At 70.0% G+C, this 23,001-nt stretch carries 21 protein-coding genes; 17 read left to right on the forward strand and 4 right to left on the reverse strand.

Annotated features, from left to right (window positions below; translation table 11 throughout):
* Positions 1-17: 17 nt before the first annotated feature.
* A complete protein-coding gene (locus OG390_RS43455; RefSeq protein ID WP_406175683.1) occupies positions 18-674 on the reverse strand; it encodes a helix-turn-helix domain-containing protein in 657 nt (218 codons plus the stop codon).
* A gap of 245 nt (positions 675-919) precedes the next feature.
* Here OG390_RS43455 and OG390_RS43460 point away from each other — a divergent pair, with 245 nt between their 5' ends.
* Entirely contained in the window at positions 920-1,576 is a 657-nt protein-coding gene (locus OG390_RS43460; protein ID WP_406175685.1) for a hypothetical protein, read from the forward strand.
* 51 nt (positions 1,577-1,627) lie between these two features.
* Here the strand turns inward: OG390_RS43460 and OG390_RS43465 are convergent, their stop codons facing one another.
* On the reverse strand, positions 1,628-2,407 hold the full coding sequence (locus tag OG390_RS43465) for a hypothetical protein (RefSeq protein WP_406175687.1): 780 nt from the start codon (positions 2,405-2,407) through the stop codon (positions 1,628-1,630).
* Positions 2,364-3,170, reverse strand: coding sequence for a FadR/GntR family transcriptional regulator (locus tag OG390_RS43470; protein WP_406178224.1), 807 nt, complete (start codon positions 3,168-3,170; stop codon positions 2,364-2,366). The genes OG390_RS43465 and OG390_RS43470 overlap by 44 nt, the downstream gene beginning before the upstream one ends.
* A gap of 125 nt (positions 3,171-3,295) precedes the next feature.
* On the opposite strand from OG390_RS43470, the gene OG390_RS43475 reads away from it, so the two are divergent.
* From OG390_RS43475 to OG390_RS43490, 4 genes are read left to right on the forward strand one after another with little or no spacing between them, the layout of a single operon-like run.
* Positions 3,296-4,333: an ABC transporter ATP-binding protein gene (locus OG390_RS43475; protein WP_406175689.1), complete on the forward strand. Its 1,038-nt coding sequence runs from the start codon at positions 3,296-3,298 to the stop codon at positions 4,331-4,333.
* Positions 4,334-4,370: 37 nt separating this feature from the next.
* A complete protein-coding gene (locus tag OG390_RS43480) occupies positions 4,371-5,570 on the forward strand; it encodes an ABC transporter substrate-binding protein (RefSeq protein WP_406175690.1) in 1,200 nt (399 codons plus the stop codon).
* Between the two features lie 7 nt (positions 5,571-5,577).
* Entirely contained in the window at positions 5,578-6,468 is an 891-nt protein-coding gene (locus tag OG390_RS43485; protein ID WP_406175691.1) for an ABC transporter permease, read from the forward strand.
* A gap of 10 nt (positions 6,469-6,478) precedes the next feature.
* Positions 6,479-7,294, forward strand: coding sequence for an ABC transporter permease (locus OG390_RS43490; RefSeq protein WP_399094521.1), 816 nt, complete (start codon positions 6,479-6,481; stop codon positions 7,292-7,294).
* 135 nt (positions 7,295-7,429) lie between these two features.
* Here the strand turns inward: OG390_RS43490 and OG390_RS43495 are convergent, their stop codons facing one another.
* On the reverse strand, positions 7,430-8,839 hold the full coding sequence (locus OG390_RS43495) for an aminopeptidase P family protein (RefSeq protein ID WP_406175694.1): 1,410 nt from the start codon (positions 8,837-8,839) through the stop codon (positions 7,430-7,432).
* A 102-nt stretch (positions 8,840-8,941) separates the two neighbouring features.
* On the opposite strand from OG390_RS43495, the gene OG390_RS43500 reads away from it, so the two are divergent.
* From OG390_RS43500 to OG390_RS43555, 12 genes are all read left to right on the forward strand, one after another.
* Positions 8,942-10,099 (forward strand): NAD(P)/FAD-dependent oxidoreductase, encoded by a 1,158-nt coding sequence (locus OG390_RS43500; protein WP_406175695.1) that lies wholly within the window; start codon positions 8,942-8,944, stop codon positions 10,097-10,099.
* Positions 10,096-10,395, forward strand: coding sequence for a (2Fe-2S)-binding protein (locus OG390_RS43505; protein ID WP_406175696.1), 300 nt, complete (start codon positions 10,096-10,098; stop codon positions 10,393-10,395). The genes OG390_RS43500 and OG390_RS43505 overlap by 4 nt, the downstream gene beginning before the upstream one ends.
* The gene (locus OG390_RS43510; RefSeq protein WP_406175697.1) at positions 10,388-11,875 is read left to right on the forward strand and encodes an FAD-dependent oxidoreductase; all 1,488 of its coding nucleotides are present in this window, start codon (positions 10,388-10,390) and stop codon (positions 11,873-11,875) included. The genes OG390_RS43505 and OG390_RS43510 overlap by 8 nt, the downstream gene beginning before the upstream one ends.
* 75 nt (positions 11,876-11,950) lie before the next feature.
* A complete protein-coding gene (locus OG390_RS43515) occupies positions 11,951-12,850 on the forward strand; it encodes a dihydrodipicolinate synthase family protein (RefSeq protein ID WP_406175699.1) in 900 nt (299 codons plus the stop codon).
* 35 nt (positions 12,851-12,885) lie between these two features.
* Positions 12,886-13,887: a proline racemase family protein gene (locus OG390_RS43520; RefSeq protein WP_406175701.1), complete on the forward strand. Its 1,002-nt coding sequence runs from the start codon at positions 12,886-12,888 to the stop codon at positions 13,885-13,887.
* A gap of 106 nt (positions 13,888-13,993) precedes the next feature.
* Complete coding sequence (locus tag OG390_RS43525) at positions 13,994-14,683, forward strand: GntR family transcriptional regulator (protein ID WP_406175702.1); 690 nt, start codon at positions 13,994-13,996, stop codon at positions 14,681-14,683.
* Positions 14,684-14,735: 52 nt separating this feature from the next.
* Positions 14,736-15,734: a LacI family DNA-binding transcriptional regulator gene (locus OG390_RS43530; RefSeq protein ID WP_406175703.1), complete on the forward strand. Its 999-nt coding sequence runs from the start codon at positions 14,736-14,738 to the stop codon at positions 15,732-15,734.
* A 162-nt stretch (positions 15,735-15,896) separates the two neighbouring features.
* Positions 15,897-17,249, forward strand: coding sequence for an ABC transporter substrate-binding protein (locus OG390_RS43535; RefSeq protein ID WP_406175704.1), 1,353 nt, complete (start codon positions 15,897-15,899; stop codon positions 17,247-17,249).
* Positions 17,250-17,257: 8 nt separating this feature from the next.
* On the forward strand, positions 17,258-18,226 hold the full coding sequence (locus tag OG390_RS43540; RefSeq protein ID WP_406175706.1) for a carbohydrate ABC transporter permease: 969 nt from the start codon (positions 17,258-17,260) through the stop codon (positions 18,224-18,226).
* Positions 18,223-19,098 carry a carbohydrate ABC transporter permease gene (locus OG390_RS43545; RefSeq protein ID WP_406175707.1) on the forward strand — a complete coding sequence of 292 codons (876 nt, stop codon included), beginning with the start codon at positions 18,223-18,225 and terminating at the stop codon, positions 19,096-19,098. Before OG390_RS43540 ends, OG390_RS43545 begins: the two co-directional genes overlap by 4 nt.
* A gap of 63 nt (positions 19,099-19,161) precedes the next feature.
* Positions 19,162-20,763 (forward strand): glycoside hydrolase family 13 protein, encoded by a 1,602-nt coding sequence (locus OG390_RS43550; protein WP_406175709.1) that lies wholly within the window; start codon positions 19,162-19,164, stop codon positions 20,761-20,763.
* Between the two features lie 64 nt (positions 20,764-20,827).
* On the forward strand, positions 20,828-22,996 hold the full coding sequence (locus OG390_RS43555; protein ID WP_406175711.1) for a discoidin domain-containing protein: 2,169 nt from the start codon (positions 20,828-20,830) through the stop codon (positions 22,994-22,996).
* The last annotated feature ends 5 nt before the right edge of the window (positions 22,997-23,001 follow it).

Genomic DNA, 23,001 nt, shown 5'->3' on the forward strand with positions numbered 1-23,001 from the left:
CACAGCTCTCCCCCGGCTCACGACTCGGGCCGCTTGACGCTCTCCAGGAGCATGTCCAGCCACTCGGCGACCTTGTCCCGGTGCTGGTCGGTGGGCAACTGCGCGGCCCGCCAGGCGATTCCGCGGACGCCGTGGTCCAGGAGCAGCCGCTCCAGCGGGTCGTCCGCGACCGAGGCCGCAGCGCGCTCGCGGTCGGCGAGTCGCTGCAGGAGGTTCTGCTCCGAGCGTTGCAGGGCACCCACGAGCGCTTCGGAGTCCTCGGCCGTGAGGAACCCGGCATGCACCCGGAAGAAGCGCTGGATGGCATCGCAGTGCTCCATGGTGGGCCGCCGGTCGCCATTGATGAGCGCCCCCGCCTGCTGCCGCGACATCCCGGCGCCGTCGGCGATCTCCTGCTGGGTGTACCGGCGTCCGTTGGGCTTGAGCCGGGTGCGGCGCAGCAGGTCCAGGCGTTGCAGGAAACGGGCCTGCAGATCGGGCTCCCCGGCGGGGTGGCCAGTGAGCAGAGCCTTCACCACGGGTTCGGGGACGCCGGACTCGGCCGACAGGCGCTTGACGTCGAAGACCTCGGCGTGTTCCACACCGAGCCGGTCGGCGAGTGCGGTGACCCGGGCCCCGACGGCCTGCAGCAGAACCGTCGCCGTGGCGCCCGGAACTTCGAAGCCATCCGTCACCGACAGGTCTCCTACGTCTCTCTCAGGTCTCTCTCACGAAGGTCAGGAACCATCCGGACACGAAGGTCAGGAACCACCCGGAGACTAGCCCCTCGCTCGAACTCACATCCAGGTCTCGCCACAACTGTGGCGAGATTCAGCCGCCAACGGGCGCCAAATGCCACGATAGTTGACACGACTACTGCCTGGGCAGCAGGATCGGGGCGCCGCGTGAAGGCCGCAGAGGCAAGAGGGGTGACCTCCCGATGGCGTACCAGGCAGGAAGGCAGCGGTGCCGGCCGCGACCTGTCCCCGAGAGTCTCGAAGCGCAGGCGTATCTTCAGGACTACGCCGCCCTCCTGGAGGCCGTGCCGTTCCCCTCCGTCGTCTTCGACCACCGCTGGGACGTCGTTCTGTCCAACGCCGCGTTCGAGACACTTTTCGACGGCGTCGGCCCCCACCCCACGGCCATGCCCGGCGACAACTTCCTCCGGTTCGTTCTGTTCCATCCCGATGCGAGCGCCGTTCTCGGTGAACACGAGTCGAGCTGGTGCCTTCCGATGCTGGCCCACTTCGCGGCCGCCGTGGAGCGGCACGGCCAGGACCGTGGACTCCAGTCGATCCGCCGGGACATCGCCCAGGACCCCATCATGGAAGCGGCCTACCGGCACGGACTGCCGCACTGGATCCGCGCGGTCGGCCCGGGCGGCGTCGAGCACGACGGCGCCGTACGCCCGTTGGTGCATCCCGACCCGCGCTGGGGCAGCACGCACTGCCGGATTGTCGACGACACCCCCAAGACCCTTCAGGACATGGGCTATACGCGGATGACGCTGGTCCTGCGCGGGGCGCGGAACGCGACCGCCGGACCACGCAAGGCGCGCAAGACCCGCAACGGCGCGGCGGAGCTGCGGGCGGTCTGAGCCCCTGCCGTGCCGTCCGACGGGGCGCCCGGCCGTACCGTCCCACGAGGTTCAGTCGGCCGGCACCACGAGCACCAGCGGAACACCCTCGCACGGAACCAGCCGCATCCCCTCGAAGCGCGCGCTGCGCGCCGCCGCCAGGACGGCCCCGAAGTCCGGGCCCTTGGTGAGCGATCCGGCCAGATGCGCGGGGTCGGCGGACGCGGCCACCCGCCCGCGCGCGTTCACCAAGTGGGCGGCGCCCGGCAGCCGTTGCAGCAGCGGGACGACCGCCGCCTCGAAGTGCCGCAGATACACGTCGGCCGCGGCGACCCCCACGAACCGGCCCTCCAGCTCGACGGGGGCGGACAGCGTCAGGCTGTACTCGTCGGAGCAGAGGTAGTCGACATAGGGTCCGGCGACCGCGCGCTGCCCCGTGTCGCGGGGCAGCGCGAACCAGTCCCAGTGCGTGTAGTCGGAGTACGCGGAGTGCCGCGGATCGAGGTCGAGCAGCAGCGGTCGTACGTCCCCGTCGGAGCCCGTCTGCCACCACTCCAGCCATGCCGGTACGTCACCGAGCAGCCCCGGCGCCGCGACGAACCCGACGCCCGACACCAACTCCTGTCGGGCGAGCCGGAGATGGAGACCGGGGCGCAGTGCGGCCAGATCCACGGTCGCGGGTCGACGGCCCTGCGCGGCGACCCGGGCGAGCAGGGCCGCCGTATCGGCCCGGGTCTCGGTGACCGCGTCGAACACGGCCTCCAGCGTGCAGCGGACCTGGGTGGCGACAGCCGCCTCCGGTGTCGCGTCAAGCGTCGCCGTGGCGCCGACCGGGCCGGGGCTCCTGCTCATGGGTGCCCTCCAGCGGACGGGGACCGGACACGGTGCGCGGCATAGCGAGGCGGAGGGCGATGAGCCGCGCCGTCGAATCCTGGACGCACCGCTCGGCCAGCGCTCTGGCCGAATCGTGGGCCCCATCTTGCACCGCCGAGATTACGGAGCGGTGACGGTCGGCGACTTCTTCACGATATTCGTCGTCCCCGAGCACGAGACACAGCAGCGCCCCCAGCTCGGTCTGGAGCGCGACCTGTTCACGGGTCAGCCGGGCGGACTGGGCCGCGGCGGCGAGCTCGACATGAAAGCGGCCGTAGACCCGGCTGCGCGCCGCCCCGTCCTCGGCGGACGCCAGCTCCTCGAGGGTGCGCCGCAACTGCTGAAGATCGGTCGGTTCCGTGCGCTGTGCCGCCAGCCGGGCCGCCGCGCCGGACACCGCGGCCCAGTGGTCGCCCAGATCGCGCAGCTCCTCGGTGCTCCAGCCGGCCAGCCGGGCCTTCAGGCGCTCCTCGCCGGGGACCTCGGGGAGCGATACGAAACTGCCGCCGCCGCGCCCTCTGCGGGTGGTGACCAGACCCTGCTGCCGCAGGGCCATCAGTGCCTCGCGCAGGGTCACCGTGGACACTCCGAGCTGCCCGGCCAGCTCCATCTCGCCGGGCAGCTGCTCCCCGTCCGCGAGCAGTCCGAGCTCGATGGCGTCGCCGAGCCTGCGGACGACCGTCTCCACTCGTGCCCGATTGTCAACCGGAGTGAAGATGGCCCTCCGGGTACCACCGTCCATCTGTTGCTTCACGGCTACCACCTTGTGCGATGACTCAACCTTTACCTTAAGGGGGTCTTGAGCTTTGAACTATGACTTCATATCTTTCCGGTCAACGTAAGAGTGCACCAGAAAGGTTCCCATCCATGGAGGGAAGCGCGATCCGGCTGCGGGATCTGCGGAAGTCATTCGGCGAGACGACCGCGGTGGCAGGGATCGACCTGGATATATCCGACGGCGAGTTCTTCTCGATGCTCGGCCCGTCCGGCTCCGGAAAGACGACAGTCCTGCGCATGATCGCGGGCTTCGAAGGCCCCACCTCCGGCCGGATCGAGCTGGCCGGACAGGAAGTCACCGGGCTCGCCCCCTTCGAGAGGGACGTGCACACCGTCTTCCAGGACTACGCGCTCTTCCCGCACATGACCGTGGAACAGAACGTCGCCTACGGACTCAAGGTCCGCAAAGTGCCCAAGCCCGAACGGCTGGTGCGGGCCCGCAAGGCGCTCGCCGACGTGCGCCTCGAGGGCTTCGGCAAGCGGCGGCCCGGCCAGCTCTCCGGAGGCCAGCGCCAGCGCGTCGCGCTCGCCCGCGCCCTCGTCGGGCGCCCCCGCGTGCTGCTCCTCGACGAACCGCTCGGCGCTCTCGACCTCAAGCTGCGCGAGCAGATGCAGGTCGAGCTCAAGGCGATCCAGCGCGAGGTCGGCATCACCTTCGTCTTCGTCACCCATGACCAGGAGGAGGCCCTGACGATGAGCGACCGCATCGCCGTCTTCAACCAGGGCCGCATCGAACAGGTCGGCACCCCGGCGGAGATCTACGAACGGCCCGCCACCCCCTTCGTCGCGGGCTTCGTCGGCACGTCCAACCTGCTCGAAGGTCAGTCCGCGCGGCAGGTCGTCGGGGCCCCGGGCACATACAGCATCAGGCCCGAGAAGATCCGGGTCCTCAAGGAGTCCGCCGAGGCCGACGAGCCGGAGCACTCCACCGCCACCGGCACCGTCGCCGAGGTCGTCTATCTGGGGGACGCCACCCGCTTCCTCGTGGACCTCGACGCGGGAGGGCGCCTCACCGCGCTCCAGCAGAACCTGGAGACCTCCTCCGAGGACGTCGCCGCCTACCGCGGCGCCCGGGTCCGGCTCCAGTGGCACCGCCGCCACACCTTCAAGGTCCCCGACCCCCACTGACCCCCACGCTCAGTCCCCATCACGTATGGAGTACGTCGTGCGCCTCACCCGAACCCTTCAGGCCGCCGCCGCAGTCGCGGTGCTCCTCGCGGCCACCGCCTGTGGATCGTCCGACTCGGGCGGCTCCTCCTCGTCGACCGGGCTCAACCCGCCCGACCTGAAGGCGCAGTCCAAGCTCGGCAGGACCGAGGGCCAGGTCAACCTCATCGCCTGGGCCGGCTATGTCGAGGACGGTTCCAACGACCCCAAGGTCGACTGGGTCGGCGACTTCGAGAAACAGACCGGCTGTCAGGTCAACTCCAAGGTCGCGGCCAGCTCCGACGAGATGGTCAAGCTGATGAAGACCGGTCAGTACGACGCGGTCTCCGCGTCCGGCGACGCTTCCCTGCGCCTCATCGCCTCCGGAGACGCGGCCCCGGTCAACACCAACCTCGTACCCAACTACAAGGATGTCTTCAGCGGCCTCAAGGGCGGGGCCTGGAACTCCGTCGACAGCCAGATGTACGGCATCCCGCACGGCCGCGGCGCCAACCTGCTGATGTACAACACCCAGAAGGTCACGCCCGCACCGACCTCCTGGTCCGCCGTCTTCGACGACGCCTCCAAGTACAAGGGCCACGTGACCGCGTACGACTCGCCGATCTACATCGCCGACGCGGCGCTGTATCTCAAGGCGACCAGGCCGGAGTTGAAGATCAAGGACCCCTACGCGCTGGACCAGAAGCAGTTCGACGCGGCCGTCGCGCTGCTGAAGAACCAGAGCGCGAACGTGGGGGAGTACTGGAGCGACTACCTCAAGGAGATCTCCGCCTTCAAGAGCGGTGACTCCGTGGTCGGCACCACCTGGCAGGTCATCGCCAACCTCGCGGCCGACGAGGGCGCCAAGGTGAAGGCCCTCGTGCCCAAGGAGGGGTCGACGGGCTGGTCGGACACCTGGATGATCTCCGCCAAGGCCAAGCACCCCAACTGCGCCTACAAGTGGATGGACTGGATCATCTCACCGAAGGTGAACGCCCAGGTCGCCGAGTACTTCGGTGAGGCTCCGGCGAACGCCAAGGCGTGCGACCTGACCAGCGACAAGTCCTTCTGCGACACCTTCCACGCCACCGACGAGGCCTACTGGAAGAACGTCGCCTTCTGGAACACGCCCATCGAGCAGTGCCTCGACGGTCGCACCGACGTCAAGTGCGTGCCTTACGCCAAGTGGGTCCAGGCCTGGACCGAGATCAAGGGCTGAGCGACCGATGACCACCACCGCGCAGGCCGCCGGACGGTCTCCCGTCCGGCGGCTCGCCGGGACCCTGCACCGACACTCCCGGCTGCGGCTGTCCCTCCTGCTCACCGCGCCGCTGCTCTGGCTGGCCGTGCTCTATCTCGGCTCGCTGGCCGTGCTCTTCGTCTCGGCGTTCTGGACGACCGACTCCTTCACCTCCGAGGTCGTGAAGGTCTGGTCGACCGACAACTTCCGCGCGCTGTTCACGACTCCGGTCTTCCGGCAGGTGATTCTGCGCAGCATCGGCGTCGCGCTCGCGGTCACCGTCCTGTGCGCGGTGATCGCCTTCCCGGTCGCCTTCTACACGGCCCGGATCGCCAAGCCCAAGTGGCGCCCGCTGCTCGTGGTCGCCATCCTCACGCCACTGTGGGCGAGTTACCTGGTCAAGGTGTACGCCTGGCGGCTGATCCTCTCTCAGGGAGGCCTGGCCGACTGGATGCTGAAGCCCTTCGGGATGAGCGGACCCGGGTTCGGACTGCTCGCGGCGGTCATCGCCTTGACATACCTCTGGCTGCCGTACATGATCCTGCCGATCCACACGGCACTGGAGCAGTTGCCCGCCAACCTGCTCGACGCGTCGGCGGACCTGGGCGGGCGCCCCGGACGCACCTTCCGCTCCGTGGTGCTGCCGATGGTCCTGCCGTCCGTGGCCGCCGGCTCGGTCTTCACCTTCTCGCTCAGCCTCGGCGACTACATCACCGTGCAGATCGTCGGCGGCAAGACCCAGCTCATCGGCAACGTCGTCTACTCCAACATCGAACTGAACCTGCCCATGGCCGCCGCGCTCGGCACGGTCCCCGTCGTCGTCATCGTGCTGTACCTGCTCGCGATGCGCCGCACGGGCGCCCTGAGCAGCCTCTGAGGAGCCCGCTGTGCAACTCTCCCGTTCCGCGCGCATCGCGCTGCGCGTCGCCGCCGGGCTCGGCTTCGCGATCATCTACGTCCCGCTCGCGCTCGTCCTGGTCAACTCCTTCAACCCGGACCGCAGCGCGAGCTGGCCGCCGCCGGGACTCACCTTCCACTGGTGGTCGGTCGCCTGGGAGAACGAGGGCGCCCGCGCGGCCCTGTGGGTCTCGGTCAAGGCGGGGCTCGGCGCCACCGCCATCGCCCTGGTGCTCGGCACGCTGATCGCCTTCGCGGTCGCCCGGCACAGCTTCTTCGGCCGCGACGCCATCTCCTTCGTGGTCGTCCTGCCGATCGCGCTGCCCGGCATCGTCACGGGCATCGCGCTCAACTCGGCGTTCAGCACGGTGCTCGAGCCGCTCGGCGTCGGCCTCGGCATGTTCACCGTGATCGTCGGCCATGCCACCTTCTGCATCGTGGTCGTCTTCAACAACGTCGTCGCGCGGCTGCGCCGTACGTCCGGCTCGTACGAGGAAGCGGCGATGGACCTGGGCGCCGACACCTTCCGGGCCTTCGTCGACATCACCTTCCCGCTGGTGCGCTCGGCACTGCTGGCCGGCGGACTGCTCGCCTTCGCGCTCTCCTTCGACGAGATCGTGGTGACGACGTTCACGGCCGGGCCCGGTATCGAGACCCTGCCGATCTGGATCTTCAACAACATGACACGGCCCCAGCAGGCACCGGTCGTGAACGTCGTGGCGGCGGTGCTCGTCCTGCTCTCGGTGATTCCGATCTACCTGGCGCAGCGGCTGTCCGCCGACACGGCGGCAGAGAGCAGGATCTGAGCGGCCTCGGGGAGGCCGCTCAGCACCGGGCCGTGCCCACCGGGAACTGCCGTACCCGCCGGGCCCCGCCCACCGTGTGACTCCCGCACCCGCCGGGCCCCGCCAACCGGGAACCCCCGTACCCGCCGGGCCCCGCTACCCTGCGAATTCCCGCATCCAGGCCTCGACTTCGTCGGACGAGCGGGGCAGCCCGGCCGACAGGTTCTCATGGCCGTCCGCCGTGACGAGGAGGTCGTCCTCGATCCGGACGCCGATGCCGCGCCATTCCTCGGGCACCGTCAGATCGTCCGCCTGGAAGTAGAGGCCCGGTTCGACGGTGAGCACCATGCCCGGCTCCAGCACCCCGTCGACGTACTCCTCGTTGCGGGCCCTGGCGCAGTCGTGGACGTCGAGCCCGAGCATGTGCCCGGTGCCCGCCATGGTGAAGCGGCGCTGCAGGCCCAGCTCGTACGCCCGCTCGGCCGGGCCCTCGATGAAGCCCCATTCCACCAGCTGTTCGGTCATCGACCGCTGGGCGGCCTCGTGGAAGTCGCGGTAGCGGGCGCCAGGCCGCACTGCGGCCATACCGGCTTCCTGGGCCTCGTACACGGCGTCGTAGATCTCGCGCTGGAGTGGTGTGAAGGTGCCGTTGACCGGAAGCGTGCGGGTGACGTCGGCGGTGTAGAGGGTACGGGTTTCGACGCCCGCGTCCAGCAGGAGCAGTTCGCCCGGGCGAACCGGGCCGTCGTTCTGCATCCAGTGCATGATCGTGGCGTGCTCGCCCGCCGCGCAGATGGAGCCGTAGCCGACGTCATTGCCCTCGACGCGGGCGCGGCGGAAGAAGGTGCCCTCGATCCAGCGCTCGGAGGTGGCGACCGCCTGCGACAACTCCCGTACGACATCGGTGAATCCGCGGACCGTGGCGTCCACCGCCCGGCGCATCTCGCCGATCTCCCACGCGTCCTTCACCAGCCGCAGCCCGGACACCGCCTCCTCGAACTCGGCGTCCCGCTCCTCGTCCGTGCTGAGCGCCGCTTCGATGAGGGGGTCGTGGCCGCGCACGACCCGGGTCGGTACGCCGGTGTCCTTCAGGTCCTCGGTGATCGTACGGATGTCACGGCAGGGCAGTCCCAGCACTCGCTCCGACTCGGTCAGGGAGCGGCGGCGGCCCATCCACAGCTCGGCCGTCATGCCCGTCCAGAATTCGTCGCTGTCCCGGCTGTCACGGGGGAGCTGATAGCAGTGCGCCTCGTGCCCGCCGTCCGCGCGGGGCTCCAACACCAGGGCACCATCCCGGGTTTGATCTCCCGTCAGATGGACGTAGCCGGAGTACGGGCGGAACGGGTAGTGCGTGTCGTTCGAGCGGGTCTTGAGGCTGCCGGAGGGGATGACGAGCCGCTCGCCCGGGAAGAGGGCGCAGAGCGCGGCGCGCCGGCGGGCCGCGTGGGGCGCCTGCTCGGTCGGTTGCAGATCGCGCTGCTCGGTGTCGGCCCAGCCCGTGCGCATCAGGGCGGACAGCTCGTCGGAGATTCCTCGGTACAGCCCGTTCTTTCGGCCCTTGGCCACGTCAGGCACCCCTTGTGTGCGTCTGTGTGCGTCGTCTGAATACGTCGTCGGTGTGTGCCGTCGACTGTTCCCCGCAAGAGAAGCATGTGACATAGTACTGACGTGAGCAAGCCATTTACCTGCGATGTCGTGGTCGTCGGGGCCGGAATGGTGGGCGCGGCCTGCGCCCTGTACGCGGCTCGGGCGGGCCTTGACGTCGCCCTGGTGGACCGCGGCCCGGTGGCCGGCGGGACGACCGGCGCGGGCGAGGGGAACCTGCTCGTCTCGGACAAGGAACCCGGACCCGAGCTCGATCTCGCCCTGCTGTCGGGGCGCCTGTGGGCCGACCTCGCGGGGGAGCCGGCGCTCGCACCGGCCATCGAGTACGAGGCCAAGGGCGGTGTCGTCGTGGCCGCCACGCCCGCGGGGCTGACCGCGCTGGAGACCTTCGCGGCGGGGCAGCGGGCGGCCGGGGTCTCGGCCGTGCCGGTCGCTCCCGACCGACTCCGGGACCTGGAGCCGCAGTTGGCGCCCGGGCTCGCGGGCGCCGTGCACTATCCGCAGGACACCCAGGTGATGCCCGCCCTGGCCGCCGCGCATCTGGTGCGGGCCTCGGGTGCACGGCTGCTGACCGGGTGGACCGTGACCGAGGTGCTGCGCACGGCGGACGGGTCGGTCCGGGGCGTACGGACCGACCGGGGCGACATCCATGCCCCTGCCGTGGTGAACGCGGCCGGTACGTGGGGCTCGGCGGTGGCCGCGCTGGCCGGTGTCTTTCTCCCCGTCCTGCCCCGCCGCGGATTCGTCCTCGTCACCGAGCCGCTGCCGCGGCTGGTGCGCCACAAGGTGTACGCCGCGGACTACGTCGCCGACGTGGCCAGCGACTCGGCGGCGCTCCAGACGTCGCCCGTCGTCGAGGGAACGGCCGCGGGGCCCATCCTGATCGGCGCGAGCCGGGAGCGGGTCGGCTTCGACCGGTCCTTCTCACTGCCGGTCCTGTGGGCGCTGGCCGCGGGCGCGACGCGACTTTTCCCGTTTCTGTCGGGGGTGCGTGTCCTGCGTACGTACCTGGGCTTCCGGCCGTACATGCCCGACCACCTGCCTGCCATCGGCCCCGACCCCCGGGTGCCCGGCCTCTTCCACGCCTGCGGGCACGAGGGCGCGGGCATCGGGCTCGCCACCGGTACCGGGCATCTGCTCGCGCAGATCCTGACCGACAAGACACCCGACCTCGATCTCGCGCCGTTCCGGCCCGACCGCTTCCCGCGGGAGGCCGCGTGAATCCCCTGGAACTGGTCCGGGCGCAGCCGGGACCCGCCTTCACCGTCACCCTCGACGGCCGCGAGATCGAGGCGCTGCCCGGCCAGACCGTCGCCGCCGCGCTGTGGACCGCGGGCGTCACCTCCTGGCGCAGCACCCGCGGCGCGGGCCGTCCGCGCGGCGTCTTCTGCGGCATCGGCGTCTGCTTCGACTGCCTCGTGACCGTCAACGACCGCCCCAACCAACGGGCTTGCCTGGTGCCGGTGCGGCCCGGCGACACGATCCGAACGCAGGAAGGCACGGGCCACGATGACTGACCGAGCGCACCTCGCGGTGATCGGCGCGGGCCCGGCGGGACTCGCCGCGTCCCTGGCGGCGGCGGCGCGGGGTATCCGCATCACACTGATCGACTCCGGCGCGGTAGCGGGCGGGCAGTTCTACCGCGGGCCCGCGCCCGGGCTCGGCGCGCGCCGGCCGCAGGCGCTCCACCACCAGTGGAGCACGTGGGACCGGCTGGCTCGGGGACTGGCCGGGCAGGTGAAAGCGGGCACGATCGAGCACCTGACGGACCACCATGTGTGGTGTGTGGAACGGCAGTCCGTCGGGTTCGCCGTACACGTCCTGCTCGGTCCGGAGCAGGAGCGCCCGGCCACCGTCCGCGCCGACGCGGTGCTCCTCGCCACCGGTGGGTACGAGAAGGTCTTGCCGTTCCCCGGCTGGACCCTCCCCGGTGTCGTGACCGCGGGCGGAGCCCAGGCCATGCTCAAGGGGAGCCTCGTCGTGCCGGGGCGGACCGCCGTGGTCGCCGGCACCGGGCCGTTGCTGCTCCCCGTGGCGACCGGACTCGCCGCGGCGGGGGTCGACGTCGCCGCGCTCGTCGAGTCCGCAGATCCGAAGGCGTTCCTGCGAAGGGCGGGCGATGCCAAGGCGTTCCCGCGAAGGACGGACGATGCGAAGGCGTTCCTGGGGCGGGCGCGGGCGTTGGCCGCTCAGCCCGGCAAGGTCGCCGAGGGCGCCCGGTACGCGGCTCAACTCGTCCGTCACCGCGTCAAGGTGATGGCACGTCACACCGTCGTCGAGGCGCACGGCGACGAGCGGCTCGACGCCGTGACCGTCGCCGCGCTCGACAACGACGGGCGGGTCAGGCCCGGCACCGAGCGGCGCATCCCCTGCGACACGCTCGCCGTCGGGCACGGCATGCTGCCGCACACCGACCTCGCCGAGTCGCTCGGCTGCCGCCTCGACGGGCTCGACGTGCACGTCGACGCGGAGCAGCGGACCGACGTGCCCGGCGTCTGGGCCGCGGGCGAGACCACCGGTATCGGCGGCTCCGCGCTGTCCCTCGCCGAGGGACACATCGCGGGCCGCTCCGCCGCCGCCCGGCTCACCGGCGCGGATCCCGACCCGCGCGAGTGGGCCGCGGCCGCCAAGTCCCGGACGAGAATGCGGGAGTTCTTCGCCGCGCTCGACACCGTCTACGCGCCTCCCGCGCACTGGACCGAGCAGGTCACCGACGACACCGTCGTGTGCCGGTGCGAGGAGGTGACCGGAGGTGAGATCCGCCGGGCCGTCGGCGAACTCGGCGCGGGTGACGTGCGGACCGTGAAGCTCCTCACCCGTGCCGGGATGGGCTGGTGCCAGGGCCGTATGTGCGAGCCCGCGGTCGCGGGGCTCGCCGGGTGCCCGCAGACGTCGGCGCGACGGCTGCTCGCCCGGCCGGTCCCGCTCGGGGTCCTCGCCGCAGCCGGCCAGGACCCCGGCGGGCCCGCGGGTCCCGACGCTCCGGAAGACGACTGAACCACGGGGTACGGACTCTCGCCGATCCTCATTGCCCATCAGTAACATGTCACACCCCATTGAGAGGGATCCCTCATGGCCACCACCCCCGACCACCGCCCCTGGCGCGGCGTCCTCGTCGCCACCGCGCTTCCGCTGAACGACGATCTCTCCGTCGACTACGACCGGTTCGCCGCACACTGCGTCTGGCTGGTCGAGAACGGCTGCGACGGCGTCGTACCGAACGGCTCCCTCGGTGAGTACCAGGTGCTCACCCCCGAGGAGCGCGCGAAGGTCGTCGAGACGGCCGTCGCCGCCATCGGCGGGGCGCGCGTGATGCCCGGCGTCGCCGCCTACGGTTCCGCCGAGGCCCGCCGCTGGGCCGAGCAGGCACGCGACGCGGGCTGCGCGTCCGTGATGCTCCTGCCGCCGAACGCCTACCGCGCCGACGAGCGTTCCGTCCTCGCCCACTACGCGGAGGTAGCCGAGGCGGACGTCCCGATCGTCGCGTACAACAACCCGATCGACACCAAAGTCGACCTGGTTCCGGAGCTGCTCGCGAAGCTGCACGGCGAGGGCTTCGTCCATGCGGTCAAGGAGTTCTCCGGCGATGTGCGTCGCGCCTACCGGCTCGCCGAACTCGCCCCGACGCTCGACCTGTTGATCGGGGCGGACGACGTGTTGTTGGAGCTCGCCGTCGCGGGCGCCAAGGGCTGGGTGGCCGGCTACCCGAACGCGCTGCCCGGCGCGAGCGTCGAGCTGTACCGCGCCGCCGTCGACGGCGACCTCGACACGGCGGGCAAGCTCTACCGTCAGTTGCACCCGCTGCTGCGCTGGGACTCGAAGGTCGAGTTCGTACAGGCCATCAAGCTGTCCATGGACATCGTCGGCCGGCACGGCGGTCCGGTCCGGCCGCCGCGCGTTCCGCTCCTGCCCGAGCAGGAGGCGGCTGTTCGCGAGGCCACGGAGCGGGCTGTCGCCGCCGGTCTCGCCTGAGGTCTTCTCCCCCCTCCCGATCAGTCAGGAGCGTCATGCGCAGCAAACTCGTCCTGCACGCCGTCGACTCGCACACCGAGGGCATGCCCACCCGGGTGATCACCGGAGGCATCGGCACGATCCCGGGCGCGACCATGAACGAGCGGCGCCTGTACTTCCGTGAGCACCGTGACGACATCAAGCAGCTCCTGATGAACGAGCCGCGCGGCCACTCGGCCATGAGCGGCGCCATCCTGCAGCCGCCCACCCGTCCGGACTGCGACTACGGCGTTGTCTACATCGAGGTCTCGGGCTATCTCCCGATGTGCGGCCACGGCACCATCGGTGTCGCGACCGTGCTCGTGGAGACCGGCATGGTCGAGGTCGTCGAGCCGGTCACCACCATCCGGCTCGACACCCCCGCGGGCCTCGTCGTCGCCGAGGTCGCGGTCGAGGACGGCGCGGCCAAAGCGGTGACCCTGAAGAACGTGCCGTCCTTCGCCGTCGGCCTCGACCGCAAGATCACGCTCGCCGACGGGCGGACGGTGACCTACGACCTCGCGTACGGCGGCAACTTCTACGCGATCCTGCCGCTGGAACAGTTCGGGCTGCCCTTCGACCGTGCCCGCAAGGACGACATCCTCAAGGCCGGTCTGTCGCTCATGGAGGCCGTCAACACCGAGGACGAGCCCGTCCACCCCGAGGACCCGTCGATCCGCGGCTGCCACCACGTCCACCTGTACGCGCCCGGCGCCACCGCCCGCCACTCGCGGCACGCGATGGCGATCCACCCCGGCTGGTTCGACCGCTCACCCTGCGGTACGGGCACCAGCGCGCGCATGGCCCAGCTGCACGCCCGCGGCGAACTCCCGCTGCACACCGAGTTCGTGAACGAGTCCTTCATCGGGACGCGGTTCACGGGGCGGCTGCTCGGCACCACCGAGGTTGCCGGAATCCCGGCCGTGCTGCCCAGTTTCACCGGTCGCGCCTGGGTCACGGGCACCGCCCAGTACCTGCTTGACCCCTCCGACCCCTTCCCGGCCGGATTCGTCCTCTGAGCGGCCTCGGGGAAGTGAGGCACACCCCCACGCCGCCGAGGCCGCTCAGCGCCTTGAGATACTGGTAGCGCGTGACATTGCACATGCCCGTACGAGGAGACACCCCATGGCCGCCCAGCGCAGCAGCGCACCCTCCGCAGCTCCCGCCCTGCCCACACTGGGCGGGAAGAAGAGCAGCTACCGCGAGCGCGTCGCGGACGCGCTGCGGGCCGCGCTGATCGCCGGCGAACTGCGTGCCGGTGAGGTCTACTCCGCGCCGACCCTCGCGGCCCGCTTCGGCGTCTCCGCGACGCCGGTGCGCGAGGCCATGCTCGACCTGGCCAAGGAGGGCCTGGTCGACACGGTGCCCAACAAGGGGTTCCGGGTCACCGCGGTCTCCGAGAAGCAGCTCGATGAGTACACCCACATCCGTTCGCTCATCGAGATCCCCACCGTGGTGGGGCTGGCCGGCACCGCGGACCTGGTCTCGCTGGAGGCGCTGCGCCCGGCCGCCCGGGAGATCGTGACCGCGGCGGCGGCCGGTGACCTCATCGCCTACGTCGAGGCGGACATCCGCTTCCACCTCGGCCTGCTCGCCCTCGCGGGCAACGCCCATCTGGTCGAGGTCGTCGGGGACCTGCGGAAGCGCTCGCGCCTCTACGGTCTCCACGCACTCGTCGAGGCGGGCCGCCTGGAGGCCTCCGCGGAAGAGCACCTGGAACTCCTCGACGCGCTGACGGCCCGCGACGAGGCGGCCGTCAGGGACGTGATGACCCGCCACCTGGGTCATGTCCGCGGTCTGTGGGCGGCCCGGTAATCCCCTCCGCATTACGCAAGCCGCTTTCATTTCTTGCGCTATTCTTGCGCACATGACGCGACGACTTGCTCAGGTGGCGAAGAAGGTCGGGGTCAGCGAGGCCACGGTCAGCCGGGTGCTCAACGGCAAGCCCGGAGTCTCCGACTCCACCCGACAGGCGGTGCTCTCCGCCCTCGACGTCCTCGGCTACGAGCGGCCGACGCAGCTGCGCGGTGAACGCGCGCGGCTGGTGGGCCTCGTACTGCCCGAGCTGCAGAACCCGATCTTCCCGGCGTTCGCCGAAGTGATCGGCGGGGCGCTCGCGCAGCTGGGCCTCACTCCGGTGCTGTGCACGCAGACCAAGGGTGGCGTCTCCGAGGCGGACTATGTGGAGCTGCTGCTCCAGCAGCAGGTCTCCGGCGTGGTGTTCGCGGGCGGTCTGTACGCGCAGGCCGACGCTCCGCACGACCACTACCGGCAGCTCGCGGACCGCAACATCCCGGTGGTGCTGGTCAACGCGGCCATCGAGCACCTCGGCTTCCCCTGCGTCTCGTGCGACGACGCCGTCGCCGTCGAGCAGGCCTGGCGCCATCTGGCCTCGCTCGGCCATGAGCGCATCGGACTCGTCCTCGGGCCCGCCGACCACATGCCCTCGCAGCGCAAGCTCTCCGCGGCGCGCGCGCTCGCCCCCGACCTGCCCGACGAGCACGTCGCACGGGCGATGTTCTCGTTGGAGGGCGGCCAGGCTGCCGCGACCCGGCTGCTCGACCGGGGTGTCACCGGCATCATCTGCGCCAGTGACCCGCTCGCGCTCGGTGCCGTACGGGCCGCCCGCCGCAAGGGACTTGCCGTCCCGGGCGAGGTCTCCGTCGTCGGCTACGACGACTCGGCGTTCATGAACTGCACCGAACCCCCGCTGACCACGGTCCGCCAGCCCATCGAGGCGATGGGGCGGGCCGCCGTCGAGTTGCTGAACGCTCAGATCGGCGGGAGCAGTGTCACCGCCGAGGAGCTGCTGTTCGAGCCGGAGTTGGTGGTCCGTGGGTCGACCGCGCAAGCACCCCGCCACTAGAGCCACGCCAGATCCACACGACTGTCAAATAATTACAGATTCTGCGTGACATATTGCGGACCCCTGTCGCCGGTGCTTGAGTGTGCGGCGCCAGACACGGACGCCGCACCGCCCGGTGCGCCGCCGTGGGCCTTCCCTGCGCCTGCCAAGAGGGGTCCACCGATGAGAAGTCCCTGGTTCCGCCGTACCAGCACCACGCTCACGGCCTCCGCCCTCGCGCTGACCGCGATCACGGCCTGCGGTTCGAGCGACGACGGCTCCGCGGGTGGCAAGACCCGCATCACGGTCAACTGCATGCCGCCGAAGAGCGCCAAGGTCGACCGTTCGTTCTTCGAGGCCGACATCAAGGCGTTCGAGAAGACCAGCCCGGACATCGACGTCGTCGCGCACGACGCGTTCCCGTGTCAGGACCCCAAGACGTTCGACGCCAAGCTCGCCGGCGGTCAGATGGAGGACGTCTTCTACACGTACTTCACCGATGCCAAGCATGTCGTCGACATCAACCAGGCCGCCGACATCACCAGTTACGTCAAGGACCTCAAGAGCTACAGCACCATCCAGCAGCAACTGCGTGACATCTACACCGTCGACGGCAAGATCTACGGAATCCCGCGCACCGGCTACTCGATGGGCCTGATCTACAACAAGAAGCTCTTCGAGAAGGCCGGCCTCGACCCGAACAAGCCCCCGGCGACCTGGGAGGAGCTGCGCGCTGACGCCAAGAAGATCGCCGCGCTCGGCGGTGGCACCGTCGGCTACGCCGACTACAGCGCGCAGAACCAGGGCGGCTGGCACTTCACCGCGGAGATGTACGCACAGGGCGGCGACGTGGTCGGCGCCGACGGCAAGAAGGCCACCGTCGACACCCCCGAGGGCAAGGCGGTCCTGCAGAACCTCAAGGACATGCGCTGGACCGACAACTCCATGGGCAGCAAGCAGCTCCTGGTCATCAACGACGTCCAGCAGATGATGGGCTCGGGCAAGCTCGGCATGTATCTCTCCGCGCCGGACAACATCCCGATCCTGGTGAAGGAGAAGGGCGGCAACTACGAAGACCTCGCGCTCGCGCCCATGCCCGGCGGCAAGGGCACGCTCATCGGCGGCGACGGCTACATGTTCAACAAGAAGGACAGCCCGGAGCAGATCAGGGCCGGCCTCAAGTGGCTCGACAGCATGTTCCTGACGCCCGGCGACGGCTTCCTCGGTGACTACGCCCGCGCCAAGCAGAACAACGCGCCCGTGGGCCTGCCCGAGCCGCGCCTGTTCACCGGCGCCGCCGACGCCAAGGACCAGGAGGTCAAGAAGGCCAACGCCAATGTCCCCGTGGAGAACTACCAGGCCTTCCTGGACGGCAACCACAGCCTGCAGATGAAGATCGAGCCGCCGCAGGCCCAGCAGATCTACTCGGTCCTCGACGGCGCCGTCTCCGCGGTGCTCACCAAGAGGGACGCCGACATCGACCGGCTCCTGAAGGACGCGTCCGGGAAGATCGACTCCATCCTGGCCCGAGGCTGACACCGTTGATGAAGACCGCATCGAAGCCCGCAGCACTCCCTCCGGCCGCCCTCGGCGCGCCGGAGGTGCCGCGGTCGGCCGGGCGCCGGACCGGGAGCCCGTGGCGCCGGCGCCTGGCCGACCAGTCCCGCGCGTACGCCTTCCTCATCGGCGGACTGCTCTGCTTCGCGCTGTTCTCCTGGTACCCGGCGATCCGCGCGGTCGTGATCGCCTTCCAGAAGTACACGCCGGGCTCGGGCGGCGAGTGGGTCGGCACCGCCAACTTCACCCGTGTATTCCACGACCCGGAGTTCACCGCCGCCTGGCGCAACACGTTCACGTTCACGCTCCTCGCCCTGCTGATCGGCTTCGCCGTCCCCTTCGTGACGGCGCTGGTGCTCAATGAACTCAGGCACGCGAAGTCCTTCTTCAGAGTCGTGGTCTATCTGCCGGTGATGATCCCTCCGGTGGTCAGCGCCCTGCTGTGGAAGTGGTTCTACGATCCCGGAGCGGGCCTCGCCAACGAGACGCTGCGCTTCCTGCACCTGCCCACCTCGAACTGGTCCAACGGTGCCGACACCGCCCTCGTCTCCCTGGTCGTCGTCGCGACCTGGGCCAACCTCGGCGGCACCGTCCTCATCTACCTCGCCGCGCTGCAGAGCATCCCCGGAGAGCTCTACGAGGCGGCCGAGCTGGACGGCGCGAGCCTCTGGCAGCGCATCCGCCATGTGACGATTCCGCAGACCCGCTTCATCATCCTCATGCTGATGCTGCTGCAGATCATCGCCACCATGCAGGTCTTCACCGAACCGTTCGTGATCACCGGCGGCGGCCCCGAGAACGCGACCGTGACGGTCCTGTACCTGATCTACAAGTACGCCTTCCTCTACAACGACTTCGGCGGCGCCTGCGCCCTCAGCGTGATGCTGCTCGTCCTGCTCAGCGCCTTCTCCGCGCTCTATCTGCGGCTGACCCGATCCCAAGGAGAGGACTCGTGAGTACGCGCACACTGGTTTCGCCGCTCGCGCTCGCCCGCCCCCGCGGCAAGGCCGTCTACTGGACCGTCTTCACGGGCGTCGTCCTGCTCTTCGCGCTCGCCTTCCTCTTCCCCGCCTACTGGATGGTGACCGGCGCCATGAAGTCGCCGGACGAGGTCACCCGCACACCCCCGACCCTGGTGCCCCAGCACTGGAGCCTCGGCGGCTACACCGACGCCTGGGACCTGATGGACCTGCCCACCCATCTGTGGAACACGGTGGTGCAGGCCACCGGCGCCTGGATACTCCAGTTCGTCCTCTGCACGGCCGCCGCGTACGCCCTCTCCAAGCTGAAGCCGGCTTTCGGCAAGCTGATCCTCGGCGGCATCCTCGCCACGCTGATGGTGCCCGCGCAGGCCTTGGTCGTCCCGAAGTACCTGACCGTCGCCGATCTTCCGCTGATCCACACCAGCCTGCTCAACGACCCGCTCGGCATCTGGCTGCCCGCCGTGGCCAACGCCTTCAACCTCTATCTCCTCAAGCGCTTCTTCGACCAGATCCCGCGCGACGTCCTGGAGGCCGCCGAGATCGACGGCGCCGGACGGCTGCGCACGCTCTGGTCGATCGTGCTGCCCATGTCCCGGCCCGTGCTAGGCGTCGTGTCGATCTTCGCCCTCGTCGCCGTCTGGCAGGACTTCCTCTGGCCGTTGATGGTCTTCTCCGACACCGACAAGCAGCCCATCAGCGTGGCACTCGTCCAGCTGTCCCAGAACATCCAGCTGACCGTGCTCATCGCCGCGATGGTGATCGCGAGCATCCCCATGGTCGTGATGTTCCTGGTGTTCCAGCGGCACATCATCGCCGGGATCAGCGCGGGCAGCACCAAGGGCTGACCGCGAAGGGCCGACGGCACGTCCTTGGCTGACGGCACTCCCTCTACGTGAAAGGCAGGCACCGTGGGACAGCCTTCCCCTGCCCGCACTCAGGGCGAATGGTGGCGCTCCGCCGTCATCTACCAGGTGTACGTCCGCAGCTTCGCGGACGGCGACGGAGACGGCACCGGTGACCTCGCGGGCGTCCGCGCCAAACTCCCGTACCTCGCCGAACTGGGCGTGGACGCCCTGTGGTTCAACCCCTGGTACCTCTCGCCCATGGCCGACGGCGGCTACGACGTCGCCGACTACCGCGCGATCGACCCGGCCTTCGGGACGCTCGCCGAGGCGGAGAAACTCATCGCCGAGGCGCGGGAGCTGGGCATCCGCACCCTCGTCGACATCGTGCCGAACCACCTCTCCGACCAACACCCATGGTTCCGGGCCGCCTTGGCCGGAGGTCCCGAGCGCGAGCTCTTCCACTTCCGTCCCGGGTGCGGCGCGCACGGTGAACTCCCGCCCAACGACTGGCCGTCCCAGTTCGCGGGCTCCGCCGAACCCGTCTGGACCCGGCTGCCCGACGGCGACTGGTACCTCCACCTGTTCACACCCGAGCAGCCTGACCTCAACTGGGCACATCCGGCCGTCCGTCAGGAGCACGAGGACGTTCTGCGCTTCTGGTTCGAGCGGGGTGTCTCAGGCGTCCGTATCGACTCGGCCGCGCTGCTCGCCAAGGACCCCGACCTGCCCGACTTCGTCGAGGGCCGCGATCCGCACCCGTACGTGGACCGCGACGAGCTCCACGACATCTACCGCTCCTGGCGCGCGGTCGCCGACGCCTACGACGGCATCTTCGTCGGCGAGGTCTGGCTCCCCGACACCGAGCGCTTCGCCCGCTATCTGCGCCCCGACGAACTGCACACCGCCTTCAACTTCTCCTTTCTGTCCTGCCCTTGGGACGCCGGGCGGCTGCGTACGTCGATCGATGAGACCCTGGCCGAGCACGCACCGGTGGGCGCGCCCGCCACCTGGGTGCTGTGCAACCACGACGTGACCCGCACGGTCACCCGCTACGGCCGGACGGACACCGGCTTCGACTTCACCACGAAGGCCTTCGGTACACCGACCGACCTCGCTCTCGGTGCCCGTCGGGCGCGGGCCGCCGCTCTGCTCTCGCTCGCGCTGCCCGGTTCCGTCTATGTCTATCAGGGCGAGGAGCTCGGTCTGCCCGAGGTCGAGTTGCCGCCCGGGAGCATCCAGGACCCGATGCACGTCCGTTCCGGTGGCACGGACCCGGGCCGCGACGGCTGCCGGGTTCCGCTGCCCTGGGCGGCCGAGGCGGCCCACGCCGGATTCGGGGGCGAGCCCTGGCTTCCCCAGCCCGCCGAGTGGGCCGCGTACGCCGCCGACCGCCAGGCGGGCGACCCCGACTCGATGCTCAGGCTCTACCGTGAGGCGCTCCGCATCCGCCGCACCGAGCCGGGCTTCGGCGACGGTCCGCTCAGCTGGCTGCCCGCCCCCGACGGCGTCCTCGTCTTCGCCCGCACGGACGGGCTGCGCTGCGCGGTCAACCTCTCCGACACCCCGGCCGAACTACCCGAGTACTCCCGACTCCTGCTCGCCAGCGGCCCCTTGGACGCCGCGGGGCGGCTCCCCCAGGACACGGCGGCCTGGCTGCGTGCCTGACACCGCGGCCCGGCCGCCGCACCGACCCGCTATCCCGGCACCCCCACACGAAAGGGATCAGCACATGTCCAGATCTGTCAGGCGCATGCCAGCATCGGCCGCGATGGCCGCCTCCCTCGCCGCCGGCATGCTCAGCGCCACCCCCGCCCACGCCGCGGTGACGGCTGCCGGCGCCGACCTGCCCTTCACGTCCGTGGAGGCCGAGTCCGCCACCTCCACGGGAACGAAGATCGGCCCCGACCACACCCAGGGCACCCTCGCCTCGGAGGCCTCCGGACGACAGGCCGTGCGGCTGAGCGCGGGCCAACGCGTCGAGTTCACCGTGCCGCGCGCCTCCAATGCGGTGAACGTCTCCTACAGCGTCCCCGACGGCCAGTCGGGCACGCTGGACGTCTACGTCAACGGCGTCAAGCTCGCCAAGACGCTCACCGTCACCTCCAAGTACTCCTACGTCGACACCTCCTGGATCGCCGGCGCCAGGACCCACCACTTCTTCGACAACGCCCGGCTGCTGCTCGGCCAGAACGTGCAGGCCGGCGACAAGATCGCCTTGCAGGCGGCGAACGCCCAAGTCACCGTCGACGTTGCCGACTTCGAGCAGGTGGCCCCCGCCGCGGCCCGGCCCGCGGGATCGGTGTCCGTCACCGACAAGGGCGCCGATCCCAGCGGCCGGGGCGACTCGACGCAGGCCTTCCGGGACGCGATCTCCGCCGCGCAGGGGGGAGTCGTGTGGATCCCGCCGGGCGACTACAAGGTGACGTCCTCGCTCAGCGGCGTCCAGAACGTCACGTTGCAAGGTGCCGGCAGCTGGTACTCCGTCGTCCACACCTCGCGCTTCATCGACCAGACCAGCTCGTCGGGCGGGGTGCACCTCAAGGACTTCGCCGTCATCGGTGAGGTCACCGAACGTGTGGACTCCAACCCGGACAACTTCGTCAACGGCTCACTGGGGCCGAACTCCGGCGTCTCCGGGATGTGGCTCCAGCACCTCAAGGTCGGCCTCTGGCTGACCGGCAACAACGACAACCTCGTGGTCGAGAACAACCGCATCCTCGACACCACCGCCGACGGCCTCAACCTCAACGGCAACGCGCGCGGTGTCCACGTCCGGAACAACTTCCTGCGCAACAACGGCGACGACGCACTCGCCATGTGGTCGCTCTACGCGCCGGACACCAACAGCAGCTTCGAGAACAACACCATCACCCAGCCGAACCTCGCCAACGGCATCGCGATCTACGGCGGCACCGACATCGCCGTGAACAACAACCTGGTCTCCGACACCAACGCCCTCGGCAGCGGCATCGCGATCTCCAACCAGAAGTTCCTCGACCCCTTCTCCCCGCTCGCCGGAACCATCACCGTCTCCGGAAACACCCTCGTCCGTACGGGCGCGATGAACCCCAACTGGAACCACCCCATGGGTGCGCTGCGCGTCGACTCGTACGACAGCGCCATCGAGGCGACCGTCGACATCACGGGTACGACGATCAGCGACAGCCCGTACAGCGCCTTGGAGTTCGTGTCGGGCGGCGGTCGCGGCTACGCGACGAAGAACGTCACCGTCGATCGCGCCACGGTCAACAAGGTCGGCACGGTCGTCGTCCAGGCCGAGTCGCAGGGCGCGGCGAAGTTCAGCAACGTCCAGGCGACCGACGTGGGCGCGGCGGGCGTCTACAACTGCCCGTATCCGACCGGCTCCGGCACCTTCACGCTGACGAACGCCGGCGGCAACTCCGGCTGGGACACGACCTGGGCCGACTGCTCCACCTGGCCGCAGCCCGGCTCCGGGAACCCCGACCCCGATCCGGCCCGCAACCTCGCCAAGGGCCGCCCGGCCACCGCCACCGGCTCGCAGGACGTCTACACGCCGGGCAAGGCGGTCGACGGCGACGCGAACACCTACTGGGAGTCCACCAACAACGCCTTCCCGCAGGCCTGGACGGTCGATCTGGGCTCGACCCTGGCCGCCCGCCGCCTCGTGCTGAAGGTGCCGCCCGCTTCAGCCTGGGGGGCGCGCACGCAGACCCTGTCGGTCCTGGGCAGCACGGACGGCTCGGCGTACTCGACGGTCGTGGCCTCCAAGGACTACCGCTTCGACCCGGCGACCGGGAACACCGTCACCGTGACCTTGCCCGGCGGCACCGACCTGCGCTACCTGCGGCTCAATGTCACCGCCAACACCGGGTGGCCGGCGGCCCAGTTCAGCGAGGTGGAGGCGTATCTGTCCTGATGTCC

Origin of the sequence: Streptomyces sp. NBC_00996, from assembly GCF_045162675.1 — a bacterium.
GTDB lineage: Bacteria > Actinomycetota > Actinomycetes > Streptomycetales > Streptomycetaceae > Streptomyces.